This window comes from Cupriavidus sp. PET2-C1 (assembly GCF_054515855.1).
In genome coordinates, this window is the sequence record NZ_CM137259.1 from 2,854,177 (window position 1) to 2,868,149 (window position 13,973).

Consider the following 13,973-nt stretch of genomic DNA (forward strand, 5'->3'; position numbering starts at 1 on the left):
ACGCCGTTCAGGTCGGATATCCCCTGAACGCCTCGTGAAGACTACAACATGGAATGTAACACGATCACCACAATGGCAAAGCGCGGAATCGGGGCAGGATGTGCCCCCATCCCCGCAGAAGTGCGCCGCCGCCCGGCCATCCCGCCGCCCTGAAGCCCTACCGTCCGGCCAGCTGGAACGTCGCCACGGTATCGCGCAGCTTGTCGGCCTGCTCTTCCAACGATTGCGCAGCCGCTGCCGCCTGCTCCACCAACGCGGCGTTCTGCTGCGTGACCTGGTCCATCTGGCCCACGGCCTGGTTGATCTGCTCGATCCCGGTGCTCTGCTCGCTCGAGGCCGCGGCAATCTCCCCGATGATGTCGGACACGCGCCGCACGGCCTGGCGAATCTCGCTCATGGTCTTGCCCGCACCCTCGGCCTGCGTCGAGCCCTGGCGAACCGTGTCCACCGAGGTGTCGATCAAATCCTTGATTTCCTTCGCCGCGCTGGACGAACGCTGGGCCAGGCTGCGTACTTCGCCGGCCACGACCGCAAAGCCGCGGCCCTGCTCGCCGGCGCGCGCCGCCTCGACCGCCGCATTGAGCGCGAGGATATTGGTCTGGAAGGCGATGCCTTCGATCAGCGTGGTGATTTCAGCAATACGGGTGGAACTGGTGCTGATTGCACCCATGGTTTCCACCATCTGCTGCACGGCCGTGCTGCCCTGCTCCGCCACCTCGGCGGCATTGTCCGCCAGGCCGCTGGCCTGGCGCGCGTTGTCGGCATTCTGGCGCACGGTCGTGGTCAACTCTTCCATGCTGGCGGCGGACTGCTCCAGCGATGCCGCCTGCTGCTCGGTACGCGTGGACAGATCTGCGTTGCCCGCCGCAATCTGGTGGGCGGCCGTACTGACCGAGTCGGTCGACGAGCGGACTTCACGCAGTGCCAAAGCCACACGCTCTATCAACTGGTTGAAGGCAATCGCCGTGCGCCCGATCTCATCCTCATGGCGCACCGAAGCGCGGCGATCTAGGTCAAGCGACTCGCTCACATAGCGCAGGGTCTGCTCGATCTCGGCCAGGCTGTTGTGAATGCGGCGGTAGAGCGAATAGCCAAGCGCACCGGTGACCAGAAAGCCGCAGGCAATGATCGCCGAGAAGACCATCAAGGCCAGTCCGTACGCCCTGCCGTTGCTCGCCACCACTTGCTCGCCCAGTCCCGCGTTGTACGCCACGTGCTCGTTGATGGCAGTGTGCAACGCCGAGACCGCGACAAAGAGCGAGCCCCCCATCAGCATGCCACGCGCACCTTCATCGTCGTTGGCGGCGAAGCGCGCCAGGAAGCGCTCCCGCTCCGCGCGATATTGCCTCACCGCGGCGCGGTCCGCCTCCAGCATCTGGCGGTCGGTCTCGTCGGAAATATCGCTGCGCTCGTAGGTTGCGACCGTGCTGTCGAAGCTCTCGTCCGCCTTCGCCAAATTCTTCACGGCGTCCGAGCGGCTGCTTGCATCCGGCGACAAGGCATAGCGGTAGAGCGACACGCGCATGGTGCTGACGGTATCGCGCAGGTCGCTCAGCATGCGAACGCTGGTGAGCGTGTTGTCGTTGAAGTAGGTAAAACGCTCCTGCGACTCGCGGAGTTGCCAGAGTCCGCCAACTCCGACGGCAAGCAGCGCCAGCAGGGCCAGCGACAAGGTGGCTAAGAGACGTTGAGTGATGTTCATGACGCAATGTCGGCGCGCGCGCGAGCGCGGCACCGATTCTCCAATAAAGGTGGACGATGAAATGACGCCCGTGGGCAACGGGAACGGGGTCAGGCAGTCTGTTTTGGAAGCGCGCTTGCAACAATCTCGGAATCCGGCGAGCCGTCTTTTGGACGACCCTCACATCCGCCTTTACGGCAGCCGCGTGAATAGCTGAAGCAAAATTGGGAAATACAACAAAAATAAGCGACGATATTAGGACTTGTCCTAAAAATCGAAGAGGATAAACGACAAAAAAGAGCCGAGACGCGTGAGCGGGCGGAAAATTGAGGGGAAAAAAGAGGGGGAAGGAGGAGGGAGTTGCCGGTACGGATAGCACCGGCGATCGGATCGCCAGAAAGCAAAAAGCGCCACCGGTTAGGGTAGCGCTCTGTGCTTGACTATCTTGGAGGCGGGGGTCGGAATCGAACCGGCGTACACGGCTTTGCAGGCCGCTGCATGACCACTCTGCCACCCCGCCGGGTGACGGCTGCTGGATTGTAGCCGCATTCGCCAGACCCTGCCGGGTTGCGCTTGCGCACTACCATCACAAACAAAAAGGGAAGCGGTGCTTCCCTTTGGGATTGGAGCGGGAGACGAGGCTCGAACTCGCGACCTCAACCTTGGCAAGGTTGCGCTCTACCAACTGAGCTACTCCCGCATTTACTACTTTGACTACTCTGCGTGCCAACCTGGAACCACAAAAACACACCGTGGATTCCAAATTTAACCGAAACCTGGAGCGGGAGACGAGGCTCGAACTCGCGACCTCAACCTTGGCAAGGTTGCGCTCTACCAACTGAGCTACTCCCGCAGGATCCTGCTAACTTCTTACTCAAAACACAGCTTCTGTGCCGATACTGCTCACATCTCGCTACATTCTTGCTGCTTTTCGCTTCGTTCGGTTTGTTTCGTCAGAAGCGAGAACAGGATTATTGCAAATCAGCGGCGTGGTCGTCAAGCATATTTTTCATCGAATCATCACTTTTGTGCGGTGGCCTCGCCACTTAGGCCACTGCGCTCGCGAATCTGCGGCCACGCCAGCTTCATGTAATAGAACATCGACCACAGGGTCAGCACCGCCGCCACATAGATCAGCCATGCGCCCAGCACGGAAGCATCGACGATGCCGAGCAGGCTATCGTTGAAGAGCAGCAGAGGGATCGCGATCATCTGGAAGGTGGTCTTGAGCTTGCCGAGGAAATTCACCGCGACGCTCTTCGACGCCCCGATCTGCGCCATCCACTCACGCAGCGCGGAGATGGTGATCTCCCGCCCAATGATCACCAGCGCGATCAGGTCCGCCACCCGGCCCAGCGCCAGCAACGACAGCAGCGCGGCCGCCACCATCAGCTTGTCGGCCACCGGATCGAGGAAGGCGCCGAAGGACGAAGTCTGGTTCCAGCGCCTGGCCAGGAAACCGTCCAGCCAGTCGGTGACCGCGGCCACGATGAAAAAGCCGGCTGCCGTCATGTTCTTGGCATGCATGGGCAGCCATGCTTCGGGCAGGTAGTACACGCCCACCACGAGGGGAATCATGGCAACACGGAGCCAGGTCAGCAGGATCGGTATATTCAGCGGCATGGGGGCTCGGAACGAGACGACGGCAATGGGCAACGCCGAGATTGTCGCCTATTTCAACGATGGCCGAGCATTTCCTGCCACATGGGCGTCGGATTTGGCCGGATCAATGTAGCTGGCGATAGATTTCCTCGGCCAGCGCGTGCGAGATGCCATCGACGCTGGCCAGTTCGTCGATGCTGGCCGCGACCACCCCGCGCAAGCCGCCAAAGCGCGTGAGCAGCTTCTGCCGGCGACGGGCGCCGACGCCCTCGATCTCCTCCAGCCGCGAGGTGTTGCGCACCTTGGCGCGGCGCGCGCGCATGCCGGTAATGGCAAAGCGGTGCGCCTCGTCGCGGATCTGCGCCACCAGCATCAGCGCCGCACTGCCCTGCCCCAGCTCCAGCGAAGGACGGCCATCGGCGAAGATCAGCGTCTCCAGCCCGACCTTGCGGCCCTCGCCCTTGGCCACGCCGACCAACAGCCCGATATCGAGGCCAAGCTCCTCGAACACCTGGCGCGCAACCTCCACCTGGCCCTTGCCGCCATCGATCAGCACCACGTTCGGCACCAGCGCCAGCGCACTGGACGCCCCCGCCTCGCCGCCCTGCTCGCCCCCCTCGGGGACGGGCTCCTGCCCCTGCGCCTGCTCCAGCATCTCCACCAGCTTCTGGTAGCGGCGGGTCAGCACCTGACGCATGGCGGCGTAGTCGTCGCCGGGCGTGATGTCCTGGATGTTGTAGCGGCGGTACTCCGCGTTCTGCATCTCGTGATGGTGGAAGACCACGCAAGACGCTTGCGTGGCCTCGCCAGCGGTGTGACTGATGTCGAAGCATTCGACCCGCAGCAACGCGAGGTCTTCCATGTCGATGCCGATCGTCTCGGCCAACGCCCGCGTACGGGCCTGCTGGCTGCCTTGCTCAGCCAGGCGGCGTGACAGCGCCAGCTCGGCGCCTTTCTGCGCCATCTCGAGCCAGGACCGGCGCTGCCCCTGCGGCTGGCGCACCAGCGTGACCTTGCGCCCCGCCTGCATCGTCAATGCCTCCAACAGCGCCTTGTCTGGCGGCAGGTGGCTCACTACCAGGATCGGCGGCACGGCCTGGTCAAGATAGTGCTGCGCCATGAAGGCGGACAACACCTCGGCGGCGATGCGCTCGACCGGTATGCCGGCCGGACCGCCGGGCGCTGCCGCGCCTTCGCCAGCCGCAACGCCCGGCTCGATCGCCGCGCTGGCACCGGCATCGTCGTCCTGGTGCCCGACAATCATCGCGCCCTCCTCGACGTGCGCCGGGAAGTAAGCCTTGTCGCCGAGATGGCGGCCGCCGCGCACCATCGCCAGGTTGACGCACGCACGCCCCCCCTCCACCGCCACTGCAAGCACGTCGATGTCGCTGGACTGCCCAACCTCCTCCACGGCCTGCCGCTTGAGCACGGTGGACAGCGCGCCAATCTGGTCGCGCACCGCCGCCGCCTGCTCGAACTCCAGCCGCCCGGCGTGCTCTTCCATCTTCGCCTGCAAGCCTTCGAGCACCTCGTTCTGACGGCCTTGCAGGAAGCGCGCCGCGTTGCTGACGTCGCGCGTGTAATCCGCCTCGCTGATGGCGCCCACGCAAGGCCCGGTGCAGCGGTGGATCTGATGCAGCAGGCAAGGCCGCGTGCGATTGGCAAATACAGTGTCCTCGCAGGTACGCAGCTGGAACACGCGCTGAAGGATCTGCATGCTTTCCCGCACAGCGCCAGCGCTGGGGAAAGGCCCGAAATACTGATGCTTGCGGTCAGTGGCGCCGCGGTAATACGCCATGCGCGGGAAGCGATGGCTGGTCAGCTTGACGAACGGATACGACTTGTCGTCGCGGAACAGGATGTTGTAGCGCGGCGCCAGCGCCTTGATCAGGTTGTTCTCCAGCAGCAGCGCCTCGGCCTCGGTGGGCACCACCGTGGTATCGATGCGCACGATCTTGGCCACCATCATGGCAATGCGCGGCGACAGCAGCGTCTTGTTGAAGTAGCTGGAGACGCGCTTTTTCAGGTCGCGCGCCTTGCCCACGTAAAGGACATTGCCCTGGGCATCGAAGTAGCGGTAGACCCCGGGCAGGCCGGGCAATTGCGCAATCACGGCCTTGGCGTCGAACGGCGCATCCGGCACGGGTTCGGCAGGTGCCGCGCAAGGGGCCGCCGAGGACGCTTTGGTCGGCTGCTCGGGCAGCCCATCCGGCTGGGCGGAGGCGGGCGCGCCCTGATCGTGGGGTTCAGGTTCCTGCTGGGACATCGGTAGCGAATTGACCGTGGGTTGGCTGGTGGCGCGCATGCCCGGCGGGGCCATGGCGCAACAAGCTCTAAAATCGCAAGTTTAGAGCAAATCCTCGCGGAGTCCCGCCACCATGCCCACTCAGCCCGATCGCGCCATCCGCTCCTGGGACATCTTCTGCACCGTCATCGACAACTATGGCGATATCGGCGTCTGCTGGCGGCTGGCACGCCAGCTGGCCCAGGAACACGGCCACGCCGTGCGCCTGTGGGTGGACGACCTGGCCAGCTTCGAGCGCCTTGCGCCTGGCCTCGACATCGCCGCCCCAGAGCAAGTGCTTGCCGGCGTGACGATTCGCCCGTGGCAGCGCACGGACCAGGAAAGCGCCCAGGAGAGCGCCGCGCGCTTCGCGGGGGTCACGCCGCACGACGCGGTGATCGAGTCCTTCGCCTGCGACCTGCCGGCCGTATTCCTGGCCGCCATGGCCGCATGCGAGCCCAAGCCGGCCTGGATCAATCTCGAATACATGAGCGCCGAGCCCTGGGTCAGGGAACACCACGGCATGGCCTCGCCCCACCCGCACCTGCCGCTGGTCAAGTATTTCTTCTTCCCCGGCTTCGAGCCCGGCACGGGCGGCCTGCTGCGCGAAGCCATGCTCGGCATGCAGCGCGAGCACCTGCGCACCAGCCCCGCGGCCCAAGCGGCACTCTGGCATCGCCTTGGCTTCCAGCCCATCGACGGCGCGCTGAAAGTCAGCCTGTTCGCATATGCCAACGCCGCGTTGCCGGCGCTGCTCGCGCAATGGCGGGATGGCCCGGAGCCCGTCCAGTGCCTGGTCCCGGCCGGCCTGGCGGCGCAACAGGCAAGCGAATGGTTCGGGGCGGCAGGTTGCATGCCCGGCAGCGCCTTCGAGCGCGGCAACCTGACCGTACAGGTGGTGCCCTTTGTGCGCCAGGAGCACTACGATGAACTGCTCTGGCTATGTGACCTGAACTTCGTGCGTGGCGAGGATTCGTTCGTGCGCGCGCAGTGGGCCGGCCGGCCCTTTGTCTGGCATATCTACCCGCAATCCGACGCGGCGCACATGGTCAAGCTCGATGCCTTCCTGGCTTTGTTCCTGCAGCGGCTGGAGCGAAGCGGTCATACTGAGGTTGCCAATGCACTTTCCACCTTCTGGCACAGCTGGAATAAGGATGGTGAATCACCTGACTGGTCGCGCCTGCGTGCCCATCTGCCCGTGCTGGGTGCGGCCACCGAGCAGTGGCAGCGCAGCCTGCAGCACCTTGGCGACCTGGCCGCAAATCTCGCGGCCTTCTGCGAAAATCGGGTAAAATAACGGGTTATTTTGATGGTGACCAGGCCGGAAGACGGAAACGCCCCGCGCAAGCTTGCGTGCAGTGTGTCGGCAGAGCGCCTTCGCCATACCGAATTCCGAGACATTCTTTTTCAGGAAATAGTTCAGATGAAAACCGCACAAGAACTCCGCGTCGGCAACGTATTCATGATCGGTACCGACCCGATGGTCGTGCAGAAGGCTGAGTACAACAAGTCGGGCCGCAACTCCGCCGTGGTCAAGATGAAGTACAAGAACCTGCTGACGGAAGCCCCGGGTGAATCCGTCTTCAAGGCTGACGACAAGTTTGAAGTCGTGATGCTGGAACGCCGCGAATGCACCTACTCGTACTTCGCCGACCCGATGTACGTGTTCATGGATACCGACTTCAACCAATACGAAGTCGAGCAAGACAGCATGGGTGACTCGCTGAACTACCTCGAAGACGGCATGACCGTCGAAGTGGTGTTCTACAACGACAAGGCCATCTCGGTGGATATGCCGACCACGCTGGTCCGCGAGATCACCTACACCGAGCCGGCCGTCAAGGGCGACACCTCGTCGGGCAAGGTACTCAAGGGCGCCAAGATCAACACCGGCTTCGAGCTGCAAGTGCCGCTGTTCTGCAGCATCGGCGACAAGATCGAAATCGACACCCGTACCGGCGAATACCGCAGCCGCGCAAACTAAGCGCAGCCGATTCGCCGCCATCCGCAGCGCGGGTGGCGCAACGGAAAAAGGGCAGCTTCGGCTGCCCTTTTCTTTTCCCTGCGACTTGCCGGCCCTCGGCGAATGCAGCGTCAGGCTATCAGGCCGTGGCGCTTGAGCACGCCCATGGCGGCGGCGTACTCCGCCTCTTGCATCAGCTTGTTCCAGTCCAGCGGCTTGCGGCGCCCGAACAGTCGGCGGATACGGCGTTGCGAGGTCTTGCCGATACGCACATCGAGCTCATCCAGCAACTGGTCGGCCCGCTCCGGATGGTTGCAGATCAGCACCATGTCGCATCCGGCGCCCAAGGCAGCACGCGCGGCCTCGGTCACCGTGCCTGCCACGCTGGCCCCTTCCATGCTCAGGTCATCGCTGAAGATCACGCCCTCAAAGCCCAGCTGGGTACGCAGCACGTCCTGCAGCCAGTAGCGCGAGAAGCCGGCCGGGTGCGGGTCGACCTTGGGGTAGATCACGTGCGCCGGCATCACCGACGACAGCGTCATCCCCATCCACTCGTAGGGGCGCGCATCCTGCGAGAGGATCTCGTCGAGGCCGCGCTCGTCCACCGGCACGGCCACGTGCGAATCCGCGGCCACAAAGCCGTGCCCCGGGAAGTGCTTGCCGCAATTGGCCATGCCGGCAAGCAGCAGGCCGTGGGTCAGGTGGTTGGCGAGCATGGTCACCACACGCGGGTCTGCGTGGAAGGCACGGTCGCCGATCACGGCGCTGAGCCCGTAGTCCAGATCGAGCACGGGGGTGAAGCTCAGGTCGATATCGCAGGCGCGCAACTCGGCCGCCAGCACGTAGCCGCAGGCAACGGCCGCCTTGGTTGCCGCCAGCACATCCTGGTCCCACAACGCGCCAAGCCGGGCCATCGCCGGCAGGTGCGTGAAGCCATCGGTCTTGGCGCGCTGCACCCGGCCACCCTCGTGATCGATGCAGATCAGCACATCGTCGCGCACGGTGCGGATTTCGTGCGTCAGTGCCTGCAATTGCGCGCGCGACTCGAAGTTGCGCGCGAACAGGATCACGCCGCCGGTCAGCGGGTGAGAGATGCGGCGGACATCGTCCGCATCGAGCTGCTTGCCTTTGACATCGAGTACAACCGGACCCGGCCGTTTACCGGAAATCTTCTTGATCATTTGGATTCTTCACTAGGCTGGGAGGCGAGCGGCGGGCTGACGCCAGCGCCGCCCGGCTCGGCAATCGCAAAAGCGACCGCATAATCGTGTTCGTCGCTGACACTGACCCGCACCACGAGGCCGCGTTCCCGCAGCCAGGCGTCGAGCTCGCCGTGGCAATGCGGATACGGCTCGCCGGAGGGCAGGTTCAGCAGCTCCATCGCGCGCCAGGTCATCGGCCAGCGCATGCCCAGGCCGATCGCCTTGGAGAAGGCCTCCTTGGCAGCGAAACGCGTGGCCAGGAAAGCGAGCCCGCGTTTTTCCGAGCGCGCCTTGCGGGCGTGGTACTTCTGGAGTTCCTGCGGACCGAGCACCTTCTCGGCAAACCGGCCGCGCGTGCGCTCCATCACGCCCTGCACGCGATCGATCTGGATAATGTCGGTGCCGATGCCGTAGATCACGCTGCGGCGTCCGGGCGCGGATAGGTGGTGCCCAGACGCGCGGCAACCATGATGGCCTTCATCTCGCGCACGGCGTTCTGCCAGCCGACAAAGACCGCATGCGCGACGATGGCGTGGCCGATATTCAGTTCCTTGATGCCATGCAGCGCGGCCACCGGCTGCACATTGGTGTAGTGCAGGCCGTGGCCGGCGTTGACCACCAGGCCAAGCCGCACGCCGGCATCGACGCCTTCGGCGACGCGGCGCAGCTCGGCGGCCTGCTCCTCGGCCGAATGCGCATCGGCGTAGCGCCCGGTGTGCAGTTCCACCACCGGCGCGCCGCAAGCGGCAGCGGCTTCGATCTGTTCGACCTGCGCATCGATGAACAGCGAGACGCGAATGCCCGCGTCGGCCAGTTGGCGGCAGGCGGCCTTGACCTGCTCGAAGCGCCCGGCTACGTCCAGGCCGCCTTCGGTGGTGACCTCCTCGCGCCGCTCGGGCACCAGGCAGACATCCTGCGGACGGATCCCGCAGGCGATGTCGAGCATTTCCTGGGTGATCGCGCACTCCAGGTTCATGCGCGTGGCCAGCAGCGGGCGCAGCGCGTGCACGTCGGCGTCGCGGATATGACGACGGTCTTCGCGCAGGTGCAGCGTGATCAGGTCGGCGCCGGCCTGCTCGGCCTGCAGCGCTGCCTGGATCGGATCGGGATAGGCCGTGCCGCGCGCATTGCGCAGCGTGGCCACGTGGTCGATATTGACGCCAAGGTCGATGACGCCGGGATGCGCGTGGAAAATCATGCGGGTGGGCTCTAAAGGCTCAGAAATAAATCAGAGATAGTGCAGGTCGATCAAGATCTGGCGCGTCTTCAGCGGCGCGCCTTGCAAATAATAATGCAGCAGGAAGCGCATCAGGGCGCGACTTTGCGTGACAGTTTGTGTACGGCTATAGTCGTCCTGCGACATGTCGAGCAGCGTCTGCCCCGAAACCACCGGCCAGGATGATGGATCGCTGGCCTGCGCGCGACGCACGCCCCGCTCGGGCTGGTAGACATAGTCCAGCGCCGGCTCGACCGTCTCGCCGGAATTGGCGCACTCATCGAAAGCCACCGCAAAGCCGGTTTCCTGCAGCAGCACACGCTCGAAGCCGCGCAGCACCAGTCCGGCCGGCTCGCCGTGCGAGAGCTGGGTCAGCGTGGCCATGTACTGGCGGAACAGGGTAACGTGGGCGTCTTCGCGGGCGCAAAAGCGCAGCAGCAATTCGTTGAGATAAAAACCCGAGAGCAACGCGTCGCTTGCCAGCGGCAGCATGCCGCCAACCCACTCCGCGCGCGTGAGCGTCTTGACCTCGCCGCGGCCGCTCCATGACAGGGAGATCGGCTGGAAATGCTGGAGTACCGGGCGCAGCGCCGAATGCGGCCGCTTGGCGCCCTTGGCCACCATGGCGACGCGCCCGTGGTCACGCGTGAACACGTCGAGGATCAGGCTGGTTTCACGGTAAGGCCAGGCATGCAGCACGAAGCCGGGCTGGTTGGCGACGCGCAGCTCGGTGCGCGCCGGCACAATGCGCAACGCGCGATCCATCATCGCGCGTTGCTCCGCCACTGCCATGCCAGGCACGGCATGGCTGCCCAGCAGTTCGGCGGCTTCTTCCACTACCGGGTCAATGCGGCGGGCCTTCAGGGCAGGCCCGCCCGCTCTATCACTCATAGCCGTAGGCGCGCAATCCAGCTTCGTTGTCGGCCCAGCCGCTCTTGACCTTGATGAACATCTCCAGGTAAACCTTGCCGTCGAACAGCTTCTCCATGTCGATGCGGGCTTCCGTGGAAATGGTCTTGAGCTTGGCGCCCTTGTTGCCGATGATCATGGCCTTGTGCCCGTCACGCTCGACCAGGATGGTGGCAAAGATGCGCCGCAGCCGGCCTTCGGTCTCGAATTTCTCGATGATGACCGTGCTGGTGTAGGGCAACTCGTCGCCGGTCCAGCGGAACACCTTCTCGCGGATGATCTCCGAGGCCATGAAGCGCTCGCTGCGATCGGTCATGGAGTCGGCGTCGTACATTGGCTCGCCTTCCGGCAGGTAAGGCCGGATGATGGTGAGCAGGCGTTCGATGTGATCGTGCGTCTTGGCCGACATCGGCACCACTTCCGCGAACTGGAACTGGTGCCCCATCTTTTCCAGGAAGGGCATCATCACCTCAGCCCGGTCCGCGCCAAGGCGATCCAGCTTGTTGGTGACCAGCAGCACCGGCACTTTCTTGGGCAGCAGCGACAGCACCTTCTCGTCGTCGGCGCCGTAGTAGCCGGCCTCGACCACGAACAGCACCAGGTCCACCGAGGATAGGGTCGAGGTGACGGCACGGTTCAGCGAGCGGTTCAGCGCGCTGGCATGGCGGGTCTGGAAACCCGGCGTATCGACGAAGACGAACTGGGCGTCCTCGGTGGTCTGGATGCCAACGATGCGGTGGCGCGTGGTCTGCGCCTTGCGGGAGGTAATGCTGACCTTCTGGCCAACCAGCGCGTTCATCAGCGTGGACTTGCCGACGTTGGGACGCCCGACGATAGCCACGGTGCCGCAACGAAAGGCTGCGCTTGGGGTACCCGCGGCGTCTTGCTGCGGATTGGTAGATTCGGTCATTCCTTCAACCTGAGAGACAACTGGGGATCGGGCGGCACCGGCTGCTTGCGCGTCTTGCCGGTGCGCTCGGCCCGGCTGCGCTTGAGCAACTGGGGCACGAGCTTTTGCACCTCGTCGAGCGCCAGCTTGGCAGCGGCTTGCTCGGCGGCACGGCGCGACGCGCCGGTACCGAACACCCGCACTTCCAGTTTAGGCACGGTGCACTCGACTTCAAACTGCTGATTATGCGCGGCGCCATGGGTGGCGATCACGTTATATTGCGGCAGGGCTATCTTGTGGCCTTGCAGGTACTCCTGCAACAGCGTCTTGGCATCCTTGCCCAGCGTGCGCGGATCCACCTGCTCGAGGATGGGGATGTAGAGCTTGCGGATCAGTGTGCGCGCACCTTCGAAGCCGGCATCGAGGAATACGGCGCCGACGATGGCTTCCAGCGCATCGGCAAGAATCGAAGGGCGGCGGAAACCGCCGCTCTTCAGTTCGCCCTCGCCCAGGCGCAGCGCCTCGGACAACTGCAGCATCTGGGCAATTTCATACAGCGCCTGCTGCTTGACAAGGTTGGCGCGCACGCGGGAGAGATCGCCTTCGTCGAGTTTGCTGAACATGCCGTACAGCATATCGGCCACGGCGCAGTTCAGCACCGAATCGCCCAGGAATTCCAGGCGCTCGTTGTGCAAGGCACTGTGGCTGCGGTGCGTCAGCGCCTGCTGCAGCAATTCTGGCTTGCTGAAGCGGTAGCCGAGGCGTTGCTGCAAGGCATCGAGGTTCATGTCAGTACTGCGTTCCCGAATAGGTAATCATAAGGCTCAGAGGGCCGTATAACGGCACCTCGTTACGGTAGGAAAAGCCCACCGAGCGGATCGTGCCATTGTCGTCCTCCTGAATGTCCAGATCGTCGCTGCGCACAGCGGTGATACGGTCAATCTGTGCCTGCTTGGCGAAATAATCGGCCACTTCGCGCTTGTTGGATGCCTGTTGCTTGGCATAACTGATGGCGCGCTTGACCGAAAAGTACTCCAGCAAGCTTGGGATCGCCCTGACCGCCGGGATCACGATGCCTCCGACAATCAAGATGACGATCAGCAAGCTGCCAAGGGAGAATCCGCGCGCCTTGTACCGCCCCGCCAGACGCGCCCCCCCCCTCTTTGAACCAACCTCCCGACACGATTGATCCGATTGCTCTGCTTGTTCTGCCTGTTTTGCCAGTGCCGTGTGACCAGCCTGGCCCTTCTGACCTTTCTGACCCTGTTGACCCATGTTGCGCTTTCCCTCGCTTGACTGGAGTGATTTATTCGCGCCGCGGAAGGCTTACTTGAACGCCCCCACGCGTCCGATATTGCCGAGGTTCATCCAGATCAGGAATGCCCGGCCGACAATATTCTGATCGGGCACGAAGCCCCAATAACGTGAATCCAGGCTGTTGTCGCGGTTGTCGCCCATCACAAAATAGTGACCTTGCGGCACCTTGCAGGTCAGCCCTTGCTGATTGTAAGTGCAGTTTTCGCGGAACGGAAAATCGGGGTCCGCGCCGGAGACAAACGGCGGCCGGTCGGCGTCGTTGAGGATACCGTGCTCCGGGCCGTCGGGCAGCTTCTCGCGGAAATGCTTCGAATACGAAAGCCGTTCTTCATCCAGGTAGTCGGGCAGCGGGCTGTAGTCTGCGGCCTTGCCGTTGATGGTCAGGCGCTTGTTCTGGTAGCTCACCACATCGCCCGGCACTCCGATCACACGCTTGATGTAGTCGAGGGACTGATCCTTCGGGTAGCGGAACACCATCACGTCGCCGCGCTTCGGGTCGCCGACCGAGAGGATCTTCTTGTTCACCACCGGCAGCCTGATGCCGTAGTCGTACTTGTTGACCAGGATGAAGTCGCCGATCAGCAGCGTCGGGATCATTGAGCCGGACGGGATCTTGAACGGCTCGACCACGAAGGAGCGCAGCACGAACACGGCCAGGATCACCGGGAAGAAGCTTGCCGAATACTCCAGCCACCAAGGCTGGCGCAGCTTTTCCTCGGCGAGGCGGCTACGCGACGTGTCGATCTCGCCGACGCCGTAGCGTCCCTGGAGATCAGCCTTGCGCGCATCGAACTCGGCCAGCGCGGACTGGGCGGAAAGCCGCCGCTGCTTCTCGAACACCAGTTTGTCAGCCACCCAGGCAATGCCCGTAATAACCACAAGCACAAAAAGGATCAGTGCAAAATTCATG

Annotated in this window: 13 protein-coding genes and 3 tRNA genes; 2 read left to right on the forward strand and 14 right to left on the reverse strand. The window is 63.7% G+C overall.

All coding sequences use genetic code 11. The features are described 5' to 3' along the window. Positions 1-157: 157 nt before the first annotated feature. The 6 genes from ACX12D_RS12910 to uvrC all read right to left on the reverse strand — a co-directional run bounded on the left by ACX12D_RS12910 (position 158) and on the right by uvrC (position 5,549). Positions 158-1,702, reverse strand: coding sequence for a methyl-accepting chemotaxis protein (locus ACX12D_RS12910; RefSeq protein WP_459371413.1), 1,545 nt, complete (start codon positions 1,700-1,702; stop codon positions 158-160). A 425-nt stretch (positions 1,703-2,127) separates the two neighbouring features. Continuing rightward, positions 2,128-2,201, reverse strand: a tRNA-Cys gene (locus ACX12D_RS12915). Positions 2,202-2,305: 104 nt separating this feature from the next. Further along, positions 2,306-2,381 (reverse strand) — tRNA-Gly (locus ACX12D_RS12920). A 77-nt stretch (positions 2,382-2,458) separates the two neighbouring features. Next, positions 2,459-2,534 (reverse strand) — tRNA-Gly (locus tag ACX12D_RS12925). Positions 2,535-2,701: 167 nt separating this feature from the next. After that, positions 2,702-3,304, reverse strand: a complete 603-nt coding sequence (gene pgsA / locus ACX12D_RS12930; RefSeq protein ID WP_150983177.1) for a CDP-diacylglycerol--glycerol-3-phosphate 3-phosphatidyltransferase — start codon at positions 3,302-3,304, stop codon at positions 2,702-2,704. A 103-nt stretch (positions 3,305-3,407) separates the two neighbouring features. Then, complete coding sequence (gene uvrC, locus ACX12D_RS12935) at positions 3,408-5,549, reverse strand: excinuclease ABC subunit UvrC (protein WP_459374014.1); 2,142 nt, start codon at positions 5,547-5,549, stop codon at positions 3,408-3,410. Between the two features lie 112 nt (positions 5,550-5,661). Between uvrC and earP the strand changes: the two genes are divergently transcribed. Then, positions 5,662-6,864 (forward strand): elongation factor P maturation arginine rhamnosyltransferase EarP, encoded by a 1,203-nt coding sequence (earP, locus tag ACX12D_RS12940; protein WP_459371414.1) that lies wholly within the window; start codon positions 5,662-5,664, stop codon positions 6,862-6,864. A 126-nt stretch (positions 6,865-6,990) separates the two neighbouring features. After that, a complete protein-coding gene (gene efp, locus ACX12D_RS12945) occupies positions 6,991-7,551 on the forward strand; it encodes an elongation factor P (RefSeq protein WP_043347839.1) in 561 nt (186 codons plus the stop codon). 110 nt (positions 7,552-7,661) lie between these two features. On the opposite strand, the gene nagZ is transcribed toward efp, so the two are convergent. The 8 genes from nagZ to lepB form a co-directional block, all read right to left on the reverse strand. After that, entirely contained in the window at positions 7,662-8,711 is a 1,050-nt protein-coding gene (gene nagZ, locus ACX12D_RS12950) for a beta-N-acetylhexosaminidase (RefSeq protein ID WP_043347842.1), read from the reverse strand. Continuing rightward, the gene (gene acpS, locus ACX12D_RS12955) at positions 8,708-9,151 is read right to left on the reverse strand and encodes a holo-ACP synthase (RefSeq protein ID WP_150983172.1); all 444 of its coding nucleotides are present in this window, start codon (positions 9,149-9,151) and stop codon (positions 8,708-8,710) included. The genes nagZ and acpS overlap by 4 nt, the downstream gene beginning before the upstream one ends. Continuing rightward, positions 9,148-9,930, reverse strand: coding sequence for a pyridoxine 5'-phosphate synthase (gene pdxJ / locus ACX12D_RS12960; protein WP_459371415.1), 783 nt, complete (start codon positions 9,928-9,930; stop codon positions 9,148-9,150). Before pdxJ ends, acpS begins: the two co-directional genes overlap by 4 nt. A gap of 30 nt (positions 9,931-9,960) precedes the next feature. Then, on the reverse strand, positions 9,961-10,839 hold the full coding sequence (gene recO / locus ACX12D_RS12965) for a DNA repair protein RecO (RefSeq protein WP_459371416.1): 879 nt from the start codon (positions 10,837-10,839) through the stop codon (positions 9,961-9,963). After that, positions 10,832-11,767 carry a GTPase Era gene (gene era, locus ACX12D_RS12970; protein WP_459371417.1) on the reverse strand — a complete coding sequence of 312 codons (936 nt, stop codon included), beginning with the start codon at positions 11,765-11,767 and terminating at the stop codon, positions 10,832-10,834. The genes recO and era overlap by 8 nt, the downstream gene beginning before the upstream one ends. Continuing rightward, positions 11,764-12,534, reverse strand: a complete 771-nt coding sequence (rnc, locus tag ACX12D_RS12975; protein WP_020205117.1) for a ribonuclease III — start codon at positions 12,532-12,534, stop codon at positions 11,764-11,766. The genes era and rnc overlap by 4 nt, the downstream gene beginning before the upstream one ends. Before the next feature lies 1 nt (position 12,535). Next, positions 12,536-12,850, reverse strand: coding sequence for a DUF4845 domain-containing protein (locus ACX12D_RS12980; protein WP_459374015.1), 315 nt, complete (start codon positions 12,848-12,850; stop codon positions 12,536-12,538). Between the two features lie 222 nt (positions 12,851-13,072). Beyond that, positions 13,073-13,972: a signal peptidase I gene (gene lepB, locus ACX12D_RS12985; RefSeq protein ID WP_174425133.1), complete on the reverse strand. Its 900-nt coding sequence runs from the start codon at positions 13,970-13,972 to the stop codon at positions 13,073-13,075. Position 13,973 lies beyond the last annotated feature (1 nt).